The sequence below is a fragment of the Maribacter chungangensis genome (genome assembly GCF_042676845.1).
Classification (GTDB): Bacteria; Bacteroidota; Bacteroidia; order Flavobacteriales; family Flavobacteriaceae; genus Maribacter; species Maribacter chungangensis.
In genome coordinates this window covers 887,265-912,120 of the sequence record NZ_JBHTHY010000003.1, presented here as the reverse complement: position 1 = coordinate 912,120, position 24,856 = coordinate 887,265, and the positions used below count along the sequence as shown (strand labels likewise).

Sequence of the window (24,856 nt, the reverse complement as noted above, 5' to 3'; positions counted from 1 at the left end):
AACTATGGATGTCATGAAAATATTGAGACTTTCCTATCTTATCCTAATAGTACTCCTTGGCAGTTGTACGTCCGAATCTGACATTAACGTTACTGACTTAAGATGCGAGTACAGAAACAACCCTTTGGGCATAGACAACACCCAACCCAGATTGAGTTGGAAATTGGAAGCACCCCATTTTGAAAGAGGGCAACAACAAACGGCCTATCAGCTATTGGTGGCCAGTAGCCCTGCCCTTTTGGACGGGAACACGGGAGATGTCTGGGACTCGGGCAAGGTTTCCTCCAGCCAATCCGTCAATGCGGTGTATGCAGGGATTCCGTTGGAGTCCACCAAAACCTACTACTGGAAGGTGAAGGTATGGGATGCAGCGGGCCATCCTTCGGGTTGGAGCGCACCGGCCATATTCTCCATGGGGCTGCTGCAGCCAGAGGATTGGAAAGGCGAATGGATCTACAAAGAAGGTCAAAACAAAAAAGACCACAACTGGTACAGAAAGAACTTTACCTTGGATGCCGATCCAGAATCAGCCTACGTCCATGTGGCCTCCTTTGGGTATCATGAGGTGTACGTGAACGGTAAAAAAGTGAGCGATGCAGTAATGAATCCTGTGCTGTCCTATAAGAAAAAAAGGCTCCCGTACCTTACCTATGACATTAAGGAACACCTCACAAAAGGCAACAATGTCATTGGTATTTGGCATGCGGCTGGTTGGGCACGATGGGGCAGGATGAAAGAATACTATGACCCACCATTTGTGTTTAAGGCCCAAGCACATATTACAGGGGATACCACCAATGTGGTATTGGCAACCGACGCCAGCTGGAAATGTAAAAAAAGCTACAGCGCCTACATTGGCTCATGGGACATTTTGGATTTTGGCGGTGAAATCATAGATGAACGCTTACGTGAAGACGACTGGAACACCGCAGATTACGATGATGGCCATTGGGCCAATGCCGTGGTGTTCGATAATGAGAACGCCAAAGAAGTGGGCTTTGTAAACTTAAATTTAGGCCCTAAAGGAGCCATTCGGGGACCTAATACAGATGCCAATCCGCCCACTACCAAAATCACGGCCACGCTTAGCGCCCAAATGGTGGAGCCCCAGGTGAAGTTCAAAGAAATAAATCCCATTGGGGTAAAAGAGAAGGAAGACGGCAACTATATCATTGATATGGGTGAAAATTACACGGGCTTTTTTGAAATGAATCTGTTCCAGGGAAAAGAGGGCGATACCATCACCTTTGAAATTGCAGACCATAAAGAGGTCGTCTCCTCTTGGGAACAACGGAGCCAGTACGTTTTTGACAAAACCGGTGCGGGCCATTTCACCAATCGGTTTAATCTTGCCGGAGGGCGCTATGTTACCGTTTACGGCATTGATTACAAACCAGATCTAAAGGACATTAAAGGACATGTCATTACCAATGACAGAAAGCAGATCAGCAAATTTGAAAGCTCCAGTGAATTGATGAACAGGATCTATCAGATTAATCTAAACACCTATATTGCCAATACCATTGATGGCATTTTGGTAGATTGTCCCCATCGCGAACGTCGTGGTTGGGGCGAGGTGACCGTGGCGGCGATGTACGGTGATGCCCTGCCCAATTTTGAGAGCGGGGCCTATATGGCGCAATATGCCCAATTTATGCAAGACGCACAGGCCGATGATGGTAAAATGCGCGCCGTGATCAACGGAGACGATTTTGAGTTTTTAATGTGGATGGCCAACAGCCCCATTACCATTTGGGAAACCTACAGGATGTTGGGCGATGAACGTTTGCTAAACAACCATTATGACAGCATGAAAAAGTGGATGCACTGGCTGTACGAACATTCGGATTATGATAGTGGCGGTACCTTAAAAATTGGTGAGCGGGGCACTTTGGAATTTCCAGGATTGGGAGACTGGTGCACGCCAAGAGGTAATTTTTGGAGCTCAAGCAACTCTCCGGAATCGGCCCATTTCAATAATACGGTCTATGCCTTTATGTTGGAAAATGCCTTGAACATTGCCAAAACCCTGAACAAAACGGAAGATATTGCCCTCTTTTCAAAGCGATTGGAAGTACAGCGCAAGGCAACCCATGCCAATCTATACGACCCTGCCACGGGAAAATATGGCGAAGGACACCAAGTGAACCAGGCCTTTGCCCTGATTTCAGGGGTTACCCCGGAATCTGAAAGGCAAAAAGTGTACGACAACCTGGTAGATCAGGTGCTCTATAAATTTCCGTACTACGACACCGGCAGCTCGGGCCAGGCCCTCTACACCCGTTATTTTACGGAATACGGCGAACGGATGGATTTGATCTATGAACTCTTACAAGACAAACGGCACCCAAGCTACGGCTACTTTTTGGATCAAGACAAAACCGTATGGCCAGAGCGTTGGTCCGCTATTGGAAGTAGCCAGATACACACCTGTTACACGGGTATTGGGGGCTATTTCATTAAAGGGTTTGGCGGCATAAGGCCCCACCCAGAACATCCCGGCATGCAGAAAATGCTCATTAAGCCCGCGGTTGTGGGAGATTTGACCCATGCCAACACCGAATACCGATCCATGTACGGCAACGTAATCGTGAACTGGAAAAGGAAGGATGCGGGTGCCCATTTTCATATTGAGGTGCCCATAAACACCACGGCGCAGGTCTATCTGCCGGCAATGGGCAAAGATGGCATCAAAGAAAACGGTGTTTTGGCCGAAAAAGCGGAAGGTATCCAATATGTGGGCACCGAGAAAAATGATGCCGTTGGTACTTATGTGATATATGAGGTAACGTCTGGCAGCTACGATTTTCTGGTGGACCAACTACCGGAAACAACCTACCCCGACCCTTTGAACAAACCGGCCAATCTATCCAAGATAGGGCGTTTGAGCGCGTCGTCCATGGTCATAGAATCGGAAAAATTACCCGTTTATGAAGCCTTTAGGGCAAACGATGAAGATTCGGGAACCCGCTGGTGGGCCGCGGCGAGCAAGAACCAATATCTTGAAGTGGAATGGGTAAAACCGCAAACCTTCAACCAAATTATTGTAGATGAGCACGAGAACAATATCAGGGCGTATCAATTGCAATACTGGGAGAATGGGGCATGGCAAAACCTTGTGGAAGGCACCTCTTGTGGCCCGGATAAAGTCCATCAATTCAATGCCGTTAAAAGCACAAAGTGCAGACTGTACATTGTAGATGCAGAGCGGGCGGCCTCCATTACAGAACTGAAAATTTTACATAAGGAATGATAGCCCCGTTGGTATTCAAAAAGAGGCACTGGAAAATAACCTCTACTGGAAAAGGATCCCATTTGTGGTAAGGGCCGAAGCCTTAAAAAGTACTGAATATGCGCAAACTGATTTATTTTTTATGTATGGCCGTTTATGGCTGTGGCACAATGGCATCATTTGGCTTTCAAGCAAGGGACACCATTTACCCCATTTTTCAGTTCCCCCAACATAAGATGCCACAGATGGACGGCGATTTTTCCGATTGGAACCTGGTGCCGGATACCTACGCCATTGGCCTGGAGCAAATGAAGGAGAGCGTGAACGGCATTGGGTTTGATCTGGACCCGGCCGATCTGGATATAACCGTAAAGGTGGGATGGGTCAAAGACTTGAATAGGCTGTACTTCTATGTAGAGGTTTTTGATGATTTCTGGGAATTTGAGCGCTTGGACATCAAACAAGATATTTTTGAACTGGTGGTGGATGCAGATATGTCTGGCGGCAATTTCATTAAAAAGTGGAATGCCAATACCAGTAGGATGCCCATGGAGGAACTGCATTTTAGAGGACACGGGGCGCATGCGCAGAACTACCATGTCTTTATGCCCCCGAAAAATAAGGACTGGGCCATGGTTTGGGGAAATACCCCGTGGATCAAAGACTTTCCGTATGCCAATGCGGCCTACGACCACAACTTGGAACAGGGCAGACCCGGGTGGCTCAAAATGGAATTTTGGATCACCCCCTTTGATCATGCCGCCATTGAAGGCATCAATCGTTCCGCAGTTTCACAATTAAAGGAAAATGAACGTATTGCACTATCGTGGTGCGTACTGGATTATGACGATGATGATAAGGTACGAAAGGATTTTATCAATCTGGCGCATGACCTCAACATGATCCACGATGGCGATTATTTAAATGCATTCAGGTTGATGCCCCTATCGGAGGAGTTCACGGAGCTGCAAGCAAATTGGTCTTTTGTAGAGGTTGATCGGGACAGGCGCGTGTTTGCCTTTAAAGATGAGTCTTTGGGCACCGTTGAAAAGTGGTTGTGGGATTTTGGCGATGGAAGCACTTCCAAGGAACAACACCCTGTACATCAATATACCACCCCGGGCCATTGGACCGTTGTGCTCACGGTTGAAAACAAAGAGGGCAAATCCATAAGGTCCAAAGTGTGGGATGTGGTAACAAAGTAGGCTTTATGACCGGATACTGTTTAAAAAATATAATGATGGGAATTAAAAAAATGAGCCCCTTTTTTTATGCGATCTTATCCCTTTTGGTAACAACGAACTGTAAAAAAACAGAAGGTGCCAAAAAACCTAATGTGCTGCTCATCTGTGTGGATGACCTCCGTCCAGAGTTAAAGAGCTTTGGGGCAGGGCATATTAGCTCACCAAACATTGACGCTTTTGCGGAAACGGGAATTAGATTCCGGAAACATTTTGTGAATTCCCCAAGTTGTGGTCCATCGCGTTACACCCTATTGACAGGACAGTTTGGCCCCGCAGCAAACAGTGCTCTTTTCCAAAGAGCGGATAAAATGAACGAAGGCACACAAAAAGTGGATAAATCGATGCCAGAGTGGTTTAAATCACACGGCTATACCACGGTTTCCGTGGGGAAAGTGTCTCATCATCCAGGAGGTAGAGGCGGCAAGAATTGGAATGATAGCACAATAATTGAAATGCCAAATGCATGGGACAAACATCTTATGCCGGTAGGGCAATGGGAACATCCACGTGGAACGATGCACGGTTTGGCCAATGGAGAGATTAGGGTAAAGGCCGGTGAGATGGATGTGTTCCAGACAGTGGCAGGAGATGATGGTATCTATCCTGACGGCGCAATTACCAATGAAGCTGTCAGGGAACTGAACACACTGGCCCAGAATCCTAAAAACCCGTTTTTTATGGCAGTCGGAATCATTAAACCACATTTGCCATTTGGTGCACCAAAAAAGTATTATGACCGGTATGAAGGCGTTGCGTTTCCAGAGATAAAACATCCACAAAAACCAAAAGGAAAAACCACATGGCATGGCTCAGGTGAATTTATGAGATACAATCGCTGGGGCAAGAATCCCGATACCGATCCTGATTTCGCCGATGATATTCGCCGGCACTATGCGGCAAGCGTTAGCTATGCAGATGCCCAAGTGGGAAAAATACTTGCGGAACTGAAAAGGACAGGGGCAGATAAAAACACCATCGTGGTGCTTTGGGGAGATCATGGATGGCATTTAGGAGAACATGGCATTTGGGGAAAACACAGTTTGTTTGAGGAATCATTGCATGCACCTTTAATTATTCACCATCCAGAAATGAAAAACAAAGGAGCGAGTACAGATGCCATTGTTGAAACGGTCGATATCTTTCCTACCTTATGCGATCTGGCCGGAATTGAAATCCCTGGGTATGGCCTTGGGGTCTCATTAAAAAAAATAGTAGCGGACCCAAATACCACGGGTCATGATGCCATAGCGTATAACGGCAAGGCTTCAACCATTAGAACCCCGACCCATAGGATGATACTTCATAAAGATGGATTTGTGGAATTATATGACCATACGTCAACAGCAAAGGAAACAAAGAATGTGGCAGGGGAACAGGAAGAATTGGTGAAGAAGTTAACCTATAAACTAAAAACAAGGTTGGATTGATCTTGGAAAGTCACCTATGACCGTCTACCTATTGATAGTGCCAAATGCTTTTTGTAGACAAAGGTGTAAAGTTGTTCAATACAGTGTTTCACATAGATAAATGAAACGGTACAAGTTTTTTGATATAACACTAAAATAAATCAGACAATGATAAAAGTTGGATTGTTCGGTATTGGACTGGATACCTATTGGCCCCAGTTTAAAGGCCTGAAAGAACGCTTGGAGGGCTACCAAGACCATATTGCCAAAAAGATGGAATCCTTCAACGCCCAAGTGGTAAATGTGGGTTTGGTAGATTCGCCAGAAAAGGCCATCGTTACCGGCCAACAACTAAAAAAGGAAGATATAGACATGCTGTTCTTGTATGTGTCCACCTACGCCCTTTCGTCCACCGTGCTGCCCGTGGTGCAAAAGCTAAAATGCCCTGTGGTCATTTTGAACATACAGCCCGTGGCGGCCATAGATTACGAAAAATTCAATGCCCTTGGGGATCGGGGCAAAATGACGGGGGAATGGCTGGCCCATTGCCAAGCCTGCTCCGTGCCGGAACTGGCCAATGTGTTCAACCGAGCGGGAATAGGATATGACTTCGTCACCGGCTATTTGGATGAGGAAAGCGTTTGGACAGCACTACGGGATTGGATAGATGCCGCGCGCGTAAAACGGGTCATGAACAACAATCGCTTAGGGGTCTTGGGCCACTATTATGGGGGCATGCTGGATGTGTATTCCGATTTGACCAAGCAGGCCGCCGCTTTTGGAACGCACATAGAAATTGTTGAAATGTGCGAGCTCAAGAAATATCGTGATGCCGTTACGGACAACGAAGTGGAAACCAAATTGGAAGAGTTCAACAATACTTTTGAAGTCACAGAAAGCTGTGAAAAAAAAGAACTAGTTCGCGCTGCAAAAACTTCCCTGGCACTAGATGCGCTAGTCACGAATCATAAATTGGGTTCCTTGGCCTATTATTACGAAGGCGAATCGGGCAACGCCTACGAAAACATGGTTACCTCCGTCATTGCGGGAAATACCCTGTTAACCGGTAAAAATGTTCCCGTGGCGGGAGAATATGAAGTAAAAAACGCACAGGCCATGAAGATCATGGATGCCTTTGGTACAGGTGGGTCTTTTTCCGAATTCTATGCAATGGATTTCAATGATGATATAGTAATGCTCGGACATGATGGTCCCGCACATTTTGCCATTGCCGAGGGAAAGGTACAATTGGTTCCCTTGCCCGTATATCACGGTAAGCCCGGCAAAGGACTCTCCATACAAATGAGCGTAAAGCATGGCCCGGTTACCTTACTCTCCGTGGTAGAGGGCAAAGACGATGTGTTTTTGTTGGTGGCGGAAGGAGAATCTGTTGAAGGACCAGTTTTGCATATTGGCAATACCAACAGTAGGTATCGTTTTTCCATTGGGGCCAGGGCATTTATGAACCAATGGTCCAAACAGGGGCCCTCCCACCATTGCGCCATTGGCGTGGGGCATATTGCCAATAAAATTGAAAAACTGGGAAAATTGTTGAACTTGAGGGTCGTGCAAATATGTTAGGTTTTTTCTGTGGATACAACACTGGTCAATCAGTTAAGAATTAAGTTAGGATAAAATGAAACGAATACTACCACTACTCATAATTATACTTTCTTACGTATCATGCATTCACAAGCAAGAGGTTGGCGTTCCGAACATCGTAGTCATAAATGTTGATGATCTGGGATGGAAGGATGTGGGGTTTATGGGTAGTAAATACTATGAAACGCCCAACTTGGATTATCTTGCCAGTCAGGGCATGGTCTTTACCAATGGGTATGCGAGCGCATCCAACTGTGCTCCAAGTAGGGCAAGTTTAATGACGGGACAGTGGACACCGCGCCACGGCATATACACCGTATCGCCCTCCACCAGGGGAAGATCGGAGGATAGAAAACTGATTCCCACCAAGAACACCCACACCCTGGCCGCCCAACATAAGGTCCTACCAGAGGTGCTGCAGGAAAACGGCTATGCCACCTGCCATGCCGGCAAGTGGCATTTGAGCGACAACCCCTTGGAACATGGCTTTGATCTGAATATTGGAGGGGGGCACAATGGTCTTCCAAAAAGTTACCGTCCACCCTATAAAAATGTGACCATTGAAAAAGGGAAAGCCGAATACCTTACAGATTTAATTGTTGAAAAAGCCCTGATTTTTATTGACACTGTTCAAAAACCCTTTTATCTAAACTATGCCCCTTATGCGGTACATGTGCCCATCATGCCCGTGGACAGTATTGTTCCCAAATACGCAAAAAAGTCGCCCTGGGAAGGTCAGGGAAATGCGGAATACGCCTCTATGGTAGATAATCTGGATAGGAACATAGGATTGCTCATTGACAAATTGAAAGAAAGAGACCTACTGGACAATACGCTCATTGTATTTACCTCTGATAATGGAGGTCTGTATGGCATCACCAAACAAAAGCCTTTACGGGCAGGTAAGGGCAGTTATTATGAAGGTGGTATTCGTGAGCCTTTTTTCTTTGTGTACAAAAAGAGGATTCAGGCCCAAACAACAAGTGATGTTCCCATAACGAACATGGATATTTTTCCCACTGTTTTGGCCTACGCAGGTATTGAAAATGTTGTTTTGGAATTGGATGGTCAAAATCTGTCTTCCGTTTTAGAGAGAAAGACCAAAACCTTGGAACGTTCGCTATTTTGGCATTTTCCCATTTATTTACAGGCTTATAATGTAGATGACAATGAAAACAGGGACCCCTTGTTCAGAACCCGTCCGGGTTCAGTGATAAGAAAAGGGGATTGGAAACTACATTATTATTTTGAGGACAATGGGATGGAACTATATAACTTATCGGATGATATTGGTGAAACGAATAATCTTGTTGAAAAATATCCTGACAAAACCAACGAGCTATTCGGCCTATTAAAAGAATGGTGGAAAGCAACCGCTGCGCCGATTCCTGACCAGCTGAACCCTGAGTATATAGAAAAAATATAGTATTAACAGATTTTAGCCCAACAGATATGCAAGCAATTTTAGGAGTTTTGTTCCATTCGCTCGGGGGGATTGCCGCCGGTAGTTTTTATATGCCCTACAACAAGGTAAAGGGATGGGCATGGGAAAGTTATTGGATGGTAGGTGGCCTAGTATCATGGTTTATTGTGCCTCCAATTGCCGCTTGGTTGACCATACCCAATTCTATGGAAATTATTGGAACTGCTTCCAGTTCCATATTGTTTTTTACTTTTTTGATGGGCTTGCTTTGGGGTGTTGGCGGACTCTCCTATGGCTTGGGTATACGCTATTTGGGCATGTCTCTGGGCAATTCGGTAGTCCTTGGATTCTGCGCCGCTTTTGGGGCCTTGGTGCCTCCTATATATTACAATCTAGTTCCGACGGAGGGAAAGGTGACCTTTACCGAAATGTTGTCATCTACGGGTGGCCAAGTCGTGCTTTTGGGTGTAGCGGTTTGTATCCTAGGTATCGCTATTTGCGGCAAGGCGGGAATGCTAAAAGAAAAGCAACTTTCCGATGCAGAAAAAAAGAAAAGCGTGGCAGAGTTCAATCTTGTAAAGGGACTACTAGTGGCCATTCTTTCAGGTATTTTAAGTGCCTTTTTCAATTTCGGAATTGAATCGGGCAAGCCTTTGGCCGAGGCTGCGGTAGCATCGGGCCATGATGCCCTGTTTGCGAACAATGTCACTTTTGTGGTCATTCTTTGGGGCGGACTCACCACCAATCTGTTTTGGACGACTATGCTGAGCGTCAAAAATAAGTCCTACAACGATTTTAAAAACAAGCATACCCCTATCACCAAGAATATCCTATTTGCCTCTTTCGCTGGACTTATCTGGTTCTTACAATTTTTCTTTTACGGTATGGGCGAAAGCAAATTGGGCAACGGTGCCAGTTCATGGATTTTGCACATGTCCACCATTATTTTAACGGCCAACCTTTGGGGCATTTACAGAAAAGAATGGAAGGGAGTTGCAAGAAAAACCAAGATGACCATTATTGCTGGAATCGTCGTGATATTATTATCTGTTGTCTTGGTGGGGATTGGTAATTCGATTTAGACAAAGCCTTCGCTTTACTCATTTTCAAACTCCCGCTTAAAATCCATCAACATATTCTTGACAATTTCTTTTGGGTCACCATCGGATAGACTCTCAAAAGAAACATAGCCTTGAAATCCTTGTTTTTTAATCATACTAGCCATCTTGGCCATATCTGTTGTTTTCTGGACTTGGTTATGATATACATGCTCTTTGATGAACCAATAATCGGCATAAGGGGCCAATTTTTCCGCCTCGGCATAAGGGTCGTCCGTGGTACGCAGTCCGGAGATATCCAAGATAAGTCCAAACCACTCCGAGTCTACCTGTTTAAGAACATCGATAACTTCATCTGCCGTAAACAAAAACTCATTATGGTTTTGTAGCGCGGCAATAACGCCAACTTTTGCACCATACTGGGCACATAACTTATATTCTTCTACCAGCCACTCTTTTACTTGGTCTTTGGTGTAGCCTTCGGGAATATTCCTGCCCGTGAACATTCGTAAGATGGAGGAACCTATCTGAGAGGAAACGGCCAGCCAATCTTTGATCATTTGTCGGTCTTTTTCTCTTGCTGCTACGTCTGCGGTAACGAAATTATTTCGCACTCCGGTCCATGAGATGTTCAATCCCAATTCTAACGCACGTTTTTTTAAGGCAAAAATCTCAGCCGTATCGGGTAGGTTTGGATAGGATGAAAAATAGTAGGAAGTTAAATCCACCGCATGAAGCCCGATATCCGCAGCAAACTCCATCATATCGAACAGATCCATTTTCCCGCTTTTAAATTCATCATTGAACGAGTAGGCATTAGCGCTGTATTGCACACGTTGCTTCATGGAAACAGGTGCTACCCTTTTACTGCTTGAAGCCGCAAACAGGCCGGGAGCCACAGCAAGTGCGGGCACCATTGTTAATTTACGAAGGGCGTCTCTTCTGCTATTTTTCATGGTCTTGGTTCTTAGTTGTTCAAAAGGTGAATTACCCTATTCCAAATCTCTTCACTGACCTGCATCCCGTTTTTTTCGTTTTCAATTTTATTGGCTAGGGATTTTTCACCGGGATAGTAGGTTTTTCCACCCGGTTGGGTAGGTGTAATATCTTTGGTATATGAAATGATTTCTTCCAACAGTTGTTCCTGTAGCTCGCCATCTTGAAAAGTTACTGCATCCATACACAGAAAAATCTGTGAGACCCCATATTCGTGTTCTTCCAAGCCTAATTTATAGGTAGACCTTCCTGCGGAAAGCAATGTGGCGAGCATATCCAATACCATGGCCAGGGCCGACCCCTTCCAATAGCCAATGGGCAGTCCACTTTTAGTTTGCAAAATATCCTCCGGATTTTTGGTAAAATTTCCATCTGCATCAAATCCGCCATCGTATGGCAATGCATCGCCCCTTAACTTATATTCATTGATTTTGCCAAAGGAAAATTGGGTCATGGCCATATCCAAAACAATGTGTCCTTTCTCTCTTGGAATGGCAATAACCAAGGGGTTATTGCCAAGTCGCGCCTCCTTCCCGCCCCAAGCGGGCATATTGGGCTCCGTATTGGTGAAGAGGATACCGATACAATTGTGTTCCGCGGCCATCCAACCATAATAGCCAGCCCGCATCCAATGGTTGGTGTTGCGAAGTGCCACTAGTCCCATACCGTTCTCTTTGGCCATTGCGATAGCGCGATTCGTACATTGTATTGCATTTAGCACTCCAGAACCTAAACTGCCATCCCAGCGTTCTAGGCTACCAAAGCCTTCAAGCTTTTCAGCCTCAGCATCTTTTTTAACCAGACCACGTTGCAACTGTTCAATAAAAAAAGGCACCCGATTAATACCGTGCGAGTTTACCCCGTGAAGCGTATTTTCGATATGTACCTCTGCCAATAGTTTCGCTTTTTCCTCAGAAAATCCGTATTTGTTAAAGAGTGAAAACAGTACGGAATGCATTTCTTCGGAACGGATGGTTCTGGTCATTTTTTTCTTTTTAAAATATGGCTCAGCTTAAACCGGGTAGCATTTTTAGTGTAAAGAAGCCATACAAGGATTATAGAATTTAATCATTTTCCGCTTTTTCATAGGTAGTATTTGCCCATCTAATCTGAGCTCTACCACCTTTAACCCGGTACGCACCGTATCTAATGCCAGATTGGGTTCCCCTTTCCGGTTCGGGAATGTCCCAATTGAACGGGGTGCCGCCAATCACGGCATTGGCGTAGTGTATTTTTTTAGTGGCGTCATTGGGATCCTGGGCAAAACCAACTTCCAATGCTATTTCAGTAGGCACATTCTTTTCAATATTGGTCAGAAAAACGATGTCCCTTCCCTCTGCTCCAGAACCTCCCCTAAAGTTTATTTGTTCCCTAAAAATATCAAACGATTGTTGCACTTGATTTCCATTTCCATCATCACCATAAACCGGTTTAGCCAAATAGAGACAAATTGCAGGGTCGTTAGGGCCACCGCCACCCGTATGCTTTCCTTTTGCCTGCATGATATAGGTGCCATCCGAGCCTACATTATCGGTTTTACCAACTTCGAGTATGCGCACGGTACCGGTAAACTTGGCAAAACTACCCACACCTGTGGTCTGGGACCTTGACAGGGAACGTTCTATTCTGGGTTGTAGCGTATTTGGGTCGTCCATGTGGTTGGACTCGTGCGTGATGTTGTAAATGCCCCATACCGTGCCATCAATCGTTATTTCTTTATAGTCCGCGTAACAACTGCGGTCGTCAATGGCACCCACATTTACCGGATTCGGAATATCGGTCGCCCTATCGGGATTTGTTCCTGCCTCGGTACATCTGGTAATGGGTCCCGTTTCCTCATCCACAAGTTCTGATACTTCAATCTGGGGCTCCTTAACAATTTCTCCATCAACTTCTTTCGTTTCAACAATATCCTCTCCTGAATCGCAGGAAAAAAAAGCCATCGTTAGCATACAGAATATAACAAAAGTGCGTTTGTTCATCATCGTGATTTTTCCTGTTTTCAACGCTAGTATTCCTTATCCAAATAAAAGTCAAAAGAAAAAGAAACGTATCCTGTGCTTTCTTGCCTTTTTACTACCTCGGCTAACTTATCTTTTTTAATAACTACTTCTTTAGGATGAAATACTAAACCTTATAGTACAGGATACCCTCCCCCTTTCAAAACTGTATTTTAGTCCGTTAGGGACTATATACAATGAAAAAGATAATTTTAGGTGTTCTAACAGTGTTTACTGCGGTGCTCTTTTCCTGTGAGGAGAAAGGAGAAAATACCCGGAACCTTGCTCAAGAATTCATGGCCCCACCTGCTAGTGCCAAGCCCAAAACATGGTTCCATGCCATGAGCGGCAATATGACCAAAGAAGGGCTTACCAAGGATTTGGAATCTATGGCCGAGGTGGGTTTGGGTGGCTTATTATTGTTCAACGTCACCCAGGGCATTCCCAACGGACCCATAAAATACAACTCACCGCAACACCATGAAATGATTGCCCACGCCGCCAAAGAGGCAGAGCGCCTTGGCCTTTCTTTTGGGGTGCATAACTGCGATGGTTGGTCTGCCAGTGGCGGACCCTGGGTACTCCCGGAAGAATCCATGAAAATGGTGGTATGGAGCGAAACGGTTACCGAGGGTGGCGTCATCCACCTACCCTTAAAAGAGCCTACAAAACGTGAAGGATTTTATCAGGATATCGCGGTACTTGCCTACCCTGCGCTAGATTCAGAAATAGACGACACTACAAATACGCCAGTAATCACGGCATCGGATACATTGTTGGATACGGCCCTTATTTGTGATGGAAAAATAGATGCCGAATCTACTCTAACAGCACAGAAAAACGAATTCCCATGGATACAGTTTACCTACCAAAAGCCCAAAACCATACGCTCTGCCAACATCATTTTTAACGACCGCCATAGTACGGCCATATTACAAACGAGTAAGGACGGTAAAAAATTTACCGATGTTCGAGATTTGTACAAGGTGCGCACCGGAAAAGGAGAATGGGCCATAAACGACCATTTTGAGGGAGTAACATCAACATATTTTCGATTAAAATTCAATAGGTCCACCACCCTAAAGGAAGTACAGCTGACAGCAAATTATTATATAAACAACGCTTTGGGCAGAACGGCAATCGCCAGAACCGAGGACAAGAATTTAGCTGTTATAGGTTCTCCGGATAGTACTATGCTTATAGACCCTTGGCAAATAAGAAACCTTTCAGATCAGATGGATGCCCAAGGTGTACTAAAAACAAAACTGCCCAGTGGCAACTGGACCATCATACGCTTTGGTTACACCTCCACCGGTGCATTTAACAATCCCGCCTCCGACGAAGGTCGTGGCCTGGAAGTGGATAAACTGAGCAGGCCGCCTTTTAAGAAACATTACGATGCCTTTATCAAAAAGGTGGTGAACAAGGCAGGACCGGTTGCACCAAATGCTTTGCAGTACATTGAAATTGACAGTTATGAAATGGGCGGGCAAAACTGGACTGATGATTTTGCCAAAATCTTTGAGGACGAAAAAGGCTATGATTTTATTGAAATGCTACCCTTGGTGGCTGGACGGTTTATCGGAAATGCAGCATCTTCGGAGGCCGTACTCTCCGACTACAGAAAGGTGATTTCCGACCTCATGACCAAAAACTATTTTGAGTATTTTACGGAACTGTGCAATGCAGACGGACTCAAAAGTTACATAGAACCCTATGGTTTTGGGCCCTTGAACGATTTGGACATTGGTGGTGTCACCGATATTCCCATGGGGGAATTTTGGATGAACCGGCCCATTACCCAGACCGAATCGGCCGTTTCTGGGGCGCATATCTACGGTAAGCCCGTTATTTCCGCGGAATCGTTTACCTCCACACCACAAATTAATTGGAAAGGACATCCTGCCATGGCCAAGACCTCGGGCGATCTGGGGTGGACCTACGGCATCAACGAATTCATGTTCCACAGATTTGCGCACCAGGCCAATCCCAATGTTGCCCCGGGAATGACCATGAACCGCTGGGGCTTTCATTTGGACAGGACCCAAACCTGGTGGAAAAATGCCGGGAAAGCATGGTTCAAGTACATTGCCCGTGGTTCGCATATGCTTAGGCAAGGGGTTCCGGTATCGGATGTGTTGATCTTCGTGGGAGAAGGGGCACCAAATTCTGCCTACTACAGAGACGATATTTCTCCGGCCATACCAAAAAGCATCAATTTTGATAACGTAAACACCGATGTGCTTTTAAATAGAATCGCCATTGAAGACAAGGAATTAGTACTTCCAGAAGGCACATCGTATAAAATACTGCTACTCCAAAATAGCAAAACAATTTCCTTGGAAACCGCAAAACGTATACTGGCTATTGCCAAAAGCGGGGTTCCGGTTTATGGAGCAGTCCCCGAAAACTTAGCGGGCTATAAAAATCCGGAGGAAGAACTGAAGGCTTTTGACCTGATAGTTTCCGAATTAAAACCATTAATAAAGAAGCTATCCGATTGGGAAAAGGTGTTTACCGATTATAATCTTACCCCGGATATGCAGTTTCTGAACCAAGAAACCACCGATTACGCACACCGAAAAACCGCTACCGAGGACATTTATTTCTTCTTTAACCCAGATACGTTAGAAACAAAAACATTCCATGCCCGGTTCCGAGTAGGCAATAAAATTCCAGAACTGTGGAATCCCATGGATGGGAGCATCACCAAACAAGGGTTGTTTACAACAGAAAATGGCAACACTACTACACAGATTCGGTTAGATGCGGGAGCATCTATTTTTGTGGTGTTTCGGGAGGATGCCGATACCATCCATAGCGCAAAAGAACACAAGGAGCATCTCCACCTAAAACTATCCGAGAAAAATATGCTTAAAGCCACTGTTTTAGAAAACGGCAGTTATTCCGTACCGTTGACATCAAGGGAAAATTGGGACTTTACGGTGACCGATATCCCGGCATCCCAAGATATTTCCACCAATTGGCAAGTTACTTTTAAGAAAGAAGAAGGATATGGTGGTACTGTATCATTTGACTCCTTGGTAGATTGGAGCGCTCACCCTAAAGATTCCATTAACTATTACAGCGGAACCGCCAGCTATACCAAAACCATTGTCCTTAATGAAGAAGAAACAAAAAAAGACACTAGGATAGCGCTGGATTTAGGCCAGGTTTATATCGTAGGTGAAGTCCTTATTAACGGTAAACCAGTTACCGTTTCGTGGATGCCACCTTTTCAAGTAGACATTACGGATTATGTAAAAAACGGCGAGAACCAGTTAGCAGTTCTGCTCACCAACCAATGGAGCAATAGACTGATCGGTGATGAACGCTACCCTGCCAATGATGGAGGGTACAAATTAGGACCGCATCGCGCCACAGATTTAACCATGCCGGAATGGTATACCAACAATGAACCAAGGCCTAAAGGAAAAAGAACCACCTTTACTACGGCTCCTTTTTATAAAGCAAACGATGCCCTAATGCCTTCTGGATTATTAGGCCCGGTGCAACTCCATTTTTCTAAAACCATAACCCATAAATAATGACTTACAATCCTATAAAATCTAGTAAAAAGAACTTTTTGCGCTACATTGGAATACTGTTGTTAGCGATTACCGGTTCCTGTACTACTGAGAAACCGGAACCTAAGCTATCTTTTGAGCAACTCTTATGCAATCAAAAAGAATCTCCTAAGGCCATTGAAACCGAAAAGCCCGTTTTTTCGTGGATTGTTAATGCCGAAGGGTTCAATAAATCACAATCCGCCTATCATATTTTAGTGGCATCTTCTGAAGAAAAATTAAACGAGAACGATGCCGATATTTGGAATTCCAACAAAGTACAAAGCACAACATCTACATTTGTACCCTTTGCCGGCACTAACCTTAAAGCCATGCAGCGTTATTTTTGGAAAGTGAAAATTTGGGATGAAAACAACAAGGCATCCAACTGGTCCACTACCCAGCATTTTGAAATGGGCTTAATGAATCTTGACAATTGGGGTAACGCTAAATGGATTACCCTAACAGAAGATAAAAGGATCTCGCCACACCGTTACAGGGAATACAAAACCGGCAAAATGGCAAAACCACTTATGGTAGAGGGTTTTGCCGCCAGTTATTTTAGAAAGGAAGTAACCCTAGAAAAAGAAATAGAAAAGGTAAAGGCCTACATCTGCGGGTTAGGATACTACGAACTCTATTTGAACGGGAAAAAAGTAGGTGACCACGTGCTGGACCCTGCACCATCCAATTATGACAAGCAGGCCTACTATGTCACCTATGATATAACAGAGGCTATTAAAGAGGATAAAAATGCCTTTGGTATTCTTTTGGGCAATGGTTTTTACGGACAGAATATCTCATGGAAAAATGACCCAGAATCCGAAAAGGACTTGGCATACGGTGCGCCAACCGTAAAACTACTGGTAAAGACCATATATACCGATGGCACAACTTCTGATTTTTATACGGATAACACATGGAAAGAAAATACAGGCCCCATCGTATTCAACAACATTTATGGCGGCGACACCTATGATGCCCGCCATGAAATAAATGGATGGAACACCCTGGGCTACGAAGATGACGATTGGGGCACAGCTACGGAAACAACGCCGGAAATTACCAAAGTAAGTGCGCAGCAAATACCGCCTATTAAAAAACTAAAAACCTTGGAACCGCAAAAAGTGTTTAAAGGTTCGGATGGAGAATGGATCGTTGATTTTGGACAGAACATCGCAGGTTGGGTCAAACTAAATATCCAAGAAAAAGAGGGACAGCTTATAGAGATTACAAATACAGAGGCCTTATTGACGGACGGTAGTGATATTTTTCCGGGGTCTACGGGAGGCGGTGCCAACGGTATGCCCCAAATATACAAGTACATCGCTAAAAGCTCAGAGCCGGAATCTTGGGAACCAAAATTCAGCTATCATGGTTTTAGGTACGCCAAGATAAAAGGCATTTCCAAAAAGCCCGATGCCAACATGATCAAAGCGGTACTTGTTGCTACCGATATTGACAACACTGGAAGTTTTTCGTCCTCGGACGATATCTTGAACCAAATGCACAGCATTAGCAAATGGACCATAGAAGACAACCTTCACGGTATTCCAGAGGATTGCCCCGCAAGGGAAAAATGTGGTTGGTTGGGCGATGCCCATGCCTTTGCCGAGTATGCACTGTATAATTACGACATGTACGATTTCTATAAAAAATATATGGAAGACATCCGTACCCAAATGCGGCCTACCAAAGGACATAACGACCCGGATATTACATTTCAGGTGCCTACCATGATCGCACCGGGTAAGCGCACCTCTACCTACGCAAAAATAGATTGGGGCGTGGCCACCATGTACCTGCCCTGGTATAACTATTTATTTTATGGGGATGATGCCATCATCAAGGAGTACTACCCGGACATGAAAGAACTGACGCAATTTTACCTGAATTTTAAGGGAGAAAACGGTATTATGCAAGACGGCATGGGCGATTGGTGTCCGCCGAGTTGGGACAGACGAAAAAACCCGGGTGCTATGGAAACGGATCCCATCATTTCTGCCAATGCCTACTTCTATGATATTTTAGGGGTCATGGAAACTTTTGCAAAAATGACTAATGACAGTACGTTCGAATCTCAAATGAAAATGGAAAAAGAGGCCTTAAAAAAGGCTTTTAACCAGGAGTATTTAAAACCTATAGCTGGTACCGAACATAAATGGTACCTCAGTCAGACCGCAACGGTACAAGCTTTACAGTTTGGAATGGTACCAGAGGAGGATATTACAAGTGTGGTGAACGGCTTAGTTCATGATATTGTAGAAGTAAAAGGTGGACATCACGCTACAGGAATTCATGGAAATAGATATATCTACACTGTGTTGGCAAAGCACGGCAAAGCCGATCTGGCCCATGCCATATTAACAACGCCAGACTTCCCTAGTCAGGCCTACCAGATGAATTCCGGATTTACTACCTGGCCAGAACGTCAATTTGAATGGGAAAAGATGGAAGGGCCCACAAATTCCCTAAACCACCCCATGCACAGTGGTTTTGCGGCTTATTTTTATGAGACTTTAGGAGGTGTACGACCCATTGCGGAGCAACCTGGTTTTAAAGAATTTACCGTTGACCCCGTCTTTCCGAGTCATCTTAAGACCAATAACATCGATATCAGCACGCCTTACGGTACCATTAGTAACGCATGGAACGTAAACGGCACCGATTTTGAAATGAACCTTACCGTACCCTTTAATACAAAGGCACGGGTATACATGGATAAAAAACAAAAAGAGACCTTAAAAATTAATAATGAGGACTGGAAAACATTTGCTGTTAGTGATGCAACCAACGATACACTGACCTTAGGTTCCGGAACCTACACATTAACGTATACAAAATGATAAAAATCCATCGTATTAAAATATTCAGTTTCATCTGTTTTTTGACCTTAGGTTTCTCCTGCAGTTCAGATTCGGATACGGAAGAACCCATGGATGAAATGATGGAAGAAATGGAAGAGCCGGAAGAAGAAAGTATGGACAATCCCATGGAACCCGATACCAATTTAAATGTTATCAGCTACACGGAAAGTGACGGAATCGTAAGTGTGGAATTTGAAACTGTGGAAGGAGATTTGGAATGGGAAAGCGGTAACACCCTTGATGCTTTTGATGGCACCGGATATTTACGTTGGAACAAGGAAGACAATTTTAATATGCCTGGAGTAGGGATTTTAGTGTATAAATTAAACATATCCACTCCAGGAACCTACCAGTTTGTTTGGCGGTCCAGAATTTCAGAAGGCGATAGTCAATCCGAAGGAAATGACTCCTGGCTCCGCTTTTCCGATGCAAGTGATTTTTTTGGTCGGCGAGACGGCAGTACGGTATTCCCAAAGGGACTGGATAAAACCCCTAATCCGGAAGGCAGCAGCTCGGACGGTTGGTTTAAAATTTATATGAATCGAGTAGGAGAATGGTTTTGGCGTTCCAATACCAGCGATAACGACCCACACAATGTTTTTGTAAAATTTGACACCCCTGGAATCTACACCATGGAGGTATCCGGACGTTCTAAATTTCATGCACTGGACCGATTTGTTTTGTTTATAGAAGGAAAAACATTGACCGAGGCACAGAATGCAGAACGCAGTGTAATTGTACAACCCTAAAAAAGTATGGTACAAGCCTTAAAATAACATTTAGAATCAAACACTTATGACATCAATGAAATATACCATCATATTTTTCCTTTCACTCCTAACCATTGGCCTATCGGCACAAAAAAAGAACATGCTCTACAAAGACGCTTCACTTTCTATAGAAGAACGGGTAGAAGATTTACTACCCAGGCTATCGCTAGAAGAAAAAGTGGCGCAAATGCGAATTTTTCATGCCAATATCGGGGTAGAATCCGATAAAAAAGGCAGGTTAAAATTGTCTGATAGGGTCATCGAAAAATTAAAACTCGGTATCGCAGGCATCAAGAATCCAGGAGAGCATATTTCGCCCTTGGCAGCCGCCAAACTGAACAACGAACTACAGAAATATATCATAGAAAATAACCGTTGGGGAATACCTGCCTTATTTGTAACCGAGTCCTACAATGGCGTAGACGCGGAAGGCTGTACCAAGTTTGGTAGGCCCATTACCTCGGCCGCCTCCTTTAATCCTGAATTGGTGAACCGTATTTGGGACGTGGTAGGTATTGAGGCGAGATTAAGAGGAATGCACATGTGCCATTCGCCGGAGGCGGATATTGTGCGCGACCCTCGTTTTGGCCGTATGTCAGAAGCCTTTGGTGAAGATACCTATCTTACCACACAGATGGTGGTCAACGCCATAAAAGGCGTGCAGGGCGATTATACCGGACTTGGAGCAGGAACCCATATTGGAGCGGTTGCAAAACACTTTGCAGGCTACGGACAAGTCTTGGGAGGTTCTAATTTTGCGGCAGTTGAAATATCGCCCAGAACCTTGATAGACGATATATACCCTCCTTTTGAGGCGGCGGTAAAAGAAGCTAGAACTTTAGGCATTATGGCCTCCCATGGCGATTTAAACGGTGTAGCCAGTCACGGAAATCCTGAATTATTAACCGGGGTTCTGCGGGACCAATGGGGATTTGATGGGTATGTAGTTTCTGACTCCAATGATATTGCGCGTTTGTACTACTTTATGAAAGTTGCCGAAAGTCCGGAGGCTGCCGCCCTACTGGGGCTTGTTGCCGGTATCGATATCGATTTATATGCCGAGGATTCCTATGCCTACTTGCCGGAAATGGTGAAAAAAGACCCCTCCATAGAAAAAATGATAGACCGTTCCGTGCGACGTGTACTGCGGACTAAAATGATATTAGGCCTTTTTGACAACCCCTATGTTGACATAAAAAAGGTAGAGAAAACCGTCCGTTCGAAGGCCTCTTTGGCCTTGGCGCAAGAAGCCGATCTAGAATCCATTATACTATTGAAAAACGAGGCAAATACCCTACCCTTAAAAAAAGAGAAACAGCAAATTGCCCTATTGGGTCCTATCTTGAATGAAACCACCAAAGCTGCCTTTGAGTCGGTTGTGGGAGACCAAGTCACTTTTGTCGCAGCACAAGGTTTTGAACTAACGGACCAGAACAAAGGCGTACCGAAATTACTGCCAACAGGTCCCGAGCAGCTAAACAAACTTGTGGATATCGCCAAAGCCTCGGACGCCGTTGTCCTGTTTTTAGGCGGTGATGAGTTTACCTCAAAAGAAGCATATTTCAATAATGCGTTGGGAGACCGAGCTACCATTGAGCCCGTTGGTGCCCAAGACGAACTGCTCACTAAAATCAAAGCCCTTGGAAAACCGGTCATCGTTGTTTTAAAACACAGAAGAACCCTATCCATCAATACCATATCGGAACAAGCAGATGCCATTTTGGACGCTTGGGATTTAAGTGAACTTGGCGATACCTCCTTGGCTAAGATCATTTTTGGAGAGGTATCTCCGTCCGGGAAATCTCCCGTAACCGTTCCTAGGTCCATAGGCCAACTCCCTTTTCATTACAGCATGAAGGAAATCAATAACAAAAAAGGCTATTTGTTTTTGGAAGATGGTCCTTTATATCCCTTTGGCTACGGACTAAGCTATGGAACATTTGAATATAAAAACCTTAAAATATCGGACAGTACCATTACCCCTACTTCCGAGATTACCGTTAGCGTTGACGTTTCCAATACCGGAAAGATGAAAGCCAAGGAAGTGGTCCAACTCTACGTAAAAGATAATATTGGCTCCGTAACCAGGCCGGACAAGGAGCTAAAAGGCTTTGAAAAAATTGAATTGGCCCCAGGGGAATCCAAAACCGTTTCCTTCACCATCAACCCGAAAATGCTCGAATTTACCGGATTGACCATGGAGAAAATACTGGAAACAGGAGATTATACGGTTATGGTAGGCACTTCTTCCCAAGAAGGGGTGACGGGAAAATTTAGACTGGAAAAATAACAACGCACTAAAACGAAAACGATGAAAACGATGAAAAGATTACTGCTTATTCTACTAGTATTTGCGACAACCAAGAACATGGGGCAGCAGATGGACAACAAAGCTATAGAAACCGCCATGGTCAAAGCGATGGAGTGGCAGGAAGCGCATCCTATTTTTGCGCTTGCCCCGACGGACTGGACCAATGGTGCCTATTACGTGGGTGTATCCAAAGCCCATGAGACGACCAAAAACCCTATCTTCCTAGCGGCTCTTAAAACGCAGGGGTATAGAAACCATTGGAAACCATTATATAGAACCTATCACGCAGATGATGTAGCGATTTCTTATTCGTATTTATATGCGAACTCCACCAGAAAAAATTTAGTGGATTTAGGTCCAACAAAAGAATTTTTGGATACTCATCTGTATGAACCCAACAAATGGAAAGATGGTACCGACAAAAACAAGGAGAAAAAAATTCTTTGGTGGTGGTGCGATGCGCTGTTTATGGCTCCACCCGTAATCACCGTATATACCAAACAGACCGGTGAAGAAAAATATCTAGACGCCATGCACAAATACTATATGGAAACCTACGACCTTTTGTTCGATCAAGAAGAACATCTTTTTGCCCGTGATACGCGCTACCAATGGGGCGTAAACGAAAAGGACCTTAAGGAACCTAACGGCAAAAAAATATTTTGGGCCCGTGGAAACGGATGGGTTCTTGGCGGGTTGGCTTTGGTTTTAACAGATCTGCCAAAAGACTACGAGCACTACGATTTTTATCTAAACCTGTACAAGAAAATCGCAGCTAGAATTAAATCACTACAACATGAGGACGGACTTTGGAGAACAAGCCTGCTTTCACCGGAATCATGGAACCACGGCGAAGTCAGTGCAAGTGGCTTTTATACCTACGCGCTAGCTTGGGGCGTAAACAATGGTATACTTGACAAAGCGACCTATGTTCCCGCCGTAACCAAAGCGTGGAATGCCTTGGCAGCCTGCCAACATGAAAATGGTATGGTAGGATGGGTGCAGGATATTGGTGCCGACCCACAGCCTGCCACGGCAGATAGCTGGCAGAACTATGGTACGGGTGCTTTTTTATTGGCCGGCAGCGAGCTGCTAAAATTGGAACGATAAAATGCATACCGGCATCAAAAGCCTTTCGGTGTCATTTTTTTTCTTACTGATACTGTTCAGCTGTCCCTGTTATGGTCAAGAAAAGGAATCCTTCATAAGCGATACCTTTACCATGCTAGATTTTAATAAACTCCAGAAGGTAAAACTCGAAATCAACAGTAGATCTGACCGTTTTTTACCTGCGTATCAAAAACTGATGGCGGATGCAAAAAATGCTTTAGATGCAAAACCTACATCAGTCGTTGAAAAAAGCAGAACGGCAGCGAGTGGTGATAAGCATGATTATTTAAGTCTGGCCCCATATTGGTGGCCAGACCTGGATAAAGAGGACGGCCTACCGTGGATACGCAAGGACGGGGAAGTAAACCCGATGACCCGGGGTGAAAATGTAGATACCGATGCAAAAAATCACTTATTCTATCATGTTAAAACACTTTCCTTGGCATTCTTTTTTTCGGGCGAAAAACAATATGCCGACAAAACCAAAGAATTATTGCAGGTTTGGTTTATAGACGAAACCACCAAAATGAACCCCAACTTAGATTATGCACAGGGCATCCCGGGAAGAAACACCGGCAGGGGATTCGGTATCATCGATTTTCATGGCATCCTTAACATCGTAACCGCTCTGGAAATTTTGAAGTCGGGTAATGCATTGGAACCTAGCGTTGAAACCCCAATGAGAAAATGGTTGGAAGACTATCTGAATTGGTTGCAGACCAGCAAATTCGGAATCTTTGAAAAGACCCGTAAAAACAATCATGGGACGCTGTACGATGTGCAACTCGTCTGCCTGCTTTTGTTTTTAGATAAAACCGATGCCGCAAGAACTGTCCTAGAATCTGTAACTGAAAATAGAATTCGGCATCAAATTGAAGCTGATGGGCGACAGCCACACGAACTGGACAGAACCAAGGGCATGACCTATAGCATCCTAAATCTGTCCGGTCTCACCAAATTGGCCTTCCTAGGAAGAAAAGAACGAATACAAATCGATTTATGGAAAGATGAATCTGCGTCAGGAACCCTAAAAAAAGGGCATGACTTTCTATATCCCTATGTAGGTAACGACAAGACTTGGCCCTACCAACAATTGGGCAGTATGGACAAAGCGGTAGAAAGACTTCAAAAAATGTTCGCAGCCACGGGTAGTATGTTGAATATACCTTCCTACTGTGGTGAGGAAAAAGCTTTGATAAAAAAGGATGATGTACAACACTTACTTTATCCCTGCTTTCTCTAAAAATTCCTAACTTTAAGAACAAAAGTCA

General features: G+C 44.6%; 15 protein-coding genes. 12 read left to right on the top strand and 3 right to left on the bottom strand.

Annotated features, from left to right (window positions below):
* The first annotated feature begins 13 nt into the window (after positions 1-13).
* The 6 genes from ACFQZJ_RS03795 to rhaT all read left to right on the top strand — a co-directional run bounded on the left by ACFQZJ_RS03795 (position 14) and on the right by rhaT (position 9,989).
* Positions 14-3,253 carry a family 78 glycoside hydrolase catalytic domain gene (locus ACFQZJ_RS03795; RefSeq protein ID WP_379932425.1) on the top strand — a complete coding sequence of 1,080 codons (3,240 nt, stop codon included), beginning with the start codon at positions 14-16 and terminating at the stop codon, positions 3,251-3,253.
* A 98-nt stretch (positions 3,254-3,351) separates the two neighbouring features.
* On the top strand, positions 3,352-4,437 hold the full coding sequence (locus tag ACFQZJ_RS03790; protein ID WP_379932423.1) for a PKD domain-containing protein: 1,086 nt from the start codon (positions 3,352-3,354) through the stop codon (positions 4,435-4,437).
* Between the two features lie 50 nt (positions 4,438-4,487).
* Positions 4,488-5,903 (top strand): sulfatase, encoded by a 1,416-nt coding sequence (locus tag ACFQZJ_RS03785; RefSeq protein ID WP_379932422.1) that lies wholly within the window; start codon positions 4,488-4,490, stop codon positions 5,901-5,903.
* Between the two features lie 147 nt (positions 5,904-6,050).
* A complete protein-coding gene (locus ACFQZJ_RS03780) occupies positions 6,051-7,463 on the top strand; it encodes an L-arabinose isomerase family protein (protein ID WP_379932421.1) in 1,413 nt (470 codons plus the stop codon).
* 55 nt (positions 7,464-7,518) lie between these two features.
* On the top strand, positions 7,519-8,910 hold the full coding sequence (locus tag ACFQZJ_RS03775) for a sulfatase (protein WP_379932420.1): 1,392 nt from the start codon (positions 7,519-7,521) through the stop codon (positions 8,908-8,910).
* Between the two features lie 26 nt (positions 8,911-8,936).
* A complete protein-coding gene (gene rhaT / locus ACFQZJ_RS03770; RefSeq protein WP_379932419.1) occupies positions 8,937-9,989 on the top strand; it encodes an L-rhamnose/proton symporter RhaT in 1,053 nt (350 codons plus the stop codon).
* A gap of 14 nt (positions 9,990-10,003) precedes the next feature.
* Here the strand turns inward: rhaT and ACFQZJ_RS03765 are convergent, their stop codons facing one another.
* The 3 genes from ACFQZJ_RS03765 to ACFQZJ_RS03755 all read right to left on the bottom strand — a co-directional run bounded on the left by ACFQZJ_RS03765 (position 10,004) and on the right by ACFQZJ_RS03755 (position 12,946).
* Entirely contained in the window at positions 10,004-10,921 is a 918-nt protein-coding gene (locus ACFQZJ_RS03765; protein ID WP_379932418.1) for a sugar phosphate isomerase/epimerase family protein, read from the bottom strand.
* 11 nt (positions 10,922-10,932) lie between these two features.
* Entirely contained in the window at positions 10,933-11,946 is a 1,014-nt protein-coding gene (gene yiaK / locus ACFQZJ_RS03760) for a 3-dehydro-L-gulonate 2-dehydrogenase (protein ID WP_379932417.1), read from the bottom strand.
* Positions 11,947-12,025: 79 nt separating this feature from the next.
* A complete protein-coding gene (locus ACFQZJ_RS03755) occupies positions 12,026-12,946 on the bottom strand; it encodes a hypothetical protein (RefSeq protein WP_379932416.1) in 921 nt (306 codons plus the stop codon).
* Between the two features lie 212 nt (positions 12,947-13,158).
* Here ACFQZJ_RS03755 and ACFQZJ_RS03750 point away from each other — a divergent pair, with 212 nt between their 5' ends.
* The 6 genes from ACFQZJ_RS03750 to ACFQZJ_RS03725 are packed head-to-tail and all read left to right on the top strand — an operon-like array spanning position 13,159 to position 24,828.
* Positions 13,159-16,509: a glycosyl hydrolase gene (locus tag ACFQZJ_RS03750; protein WP_379932415.1), complete on the top strand. Its 3,351-nt coding sequence runs from the start codon at positions 13,159-13,161 to the stop codon at positions 16,507-16,509.
* Positions 16,509-19,373, top strand: a complete 2,865-nt coding sequence (locus ACFQZJ_RS03745) for an alpha-L-rhamnosidase (RefSeq protein WP_379932414.1) — start codon at positions 16,509-16,511, stop codon at positions 19,371-19,373. The genes ACFQZJ_RS03750 and ACFQZJ_RS03745 overlap by 1 nt, the downstream gene beginning before the upstream one ends.
* A complete protein-coding gene (locus tag ACFQZJ_RS03740) occupies positions 19,370-20,143 on the top strand; it encodes a hypothetical protein (protein WP_379932413.1) in 774 nt (257 codons plus the stop codon). Before ACFQZJ_RS03745 ends, ACFQZJ_RS03740 begins: the two co-directional genes overlap by 4 nt.
* A gap of 55 nt (positions 20,144-20,198) precedes the next feature.
* Positions 20,199-22,454, top strand: coding sequence for a glycoside hydrolase family 3 N-terminal domain-containing protein (locus ACFQZJ_RS03735; protein WP_379932412.1), 2,256 nt, complete (start codon positions 20,199-20,201; stop codon positions 22,452-22,454).
* Positions 22,455-22,484: 30 nt separating this feature from the next.
* A complete protein-coding gene (locus ACFQZJ_RS03730; protein ID WP_379932411.1) occupies positions 22,485-23,585 on the top strand; it encodes a glycoside hydrolase family 88/105 protein in 1,101 nt (366 codons plus the stop codon).
* A 28-nt stretch (positions 23,586-23,613) separates the two neighbouring features.
* On the top strand, positions 23,614-24,828 hold the full coding sequence (locus tag ACFQZJ_RS03725; RefSeq protein ID WP_379932410.1) for an alginate lyase family protein: 1,215 nt from the start codon (positions 23,614-23,616) through the stop codon (positions 24,826-24,828).
* Positions 24,829-24,856: the final 28 nt, after the last annotated feature.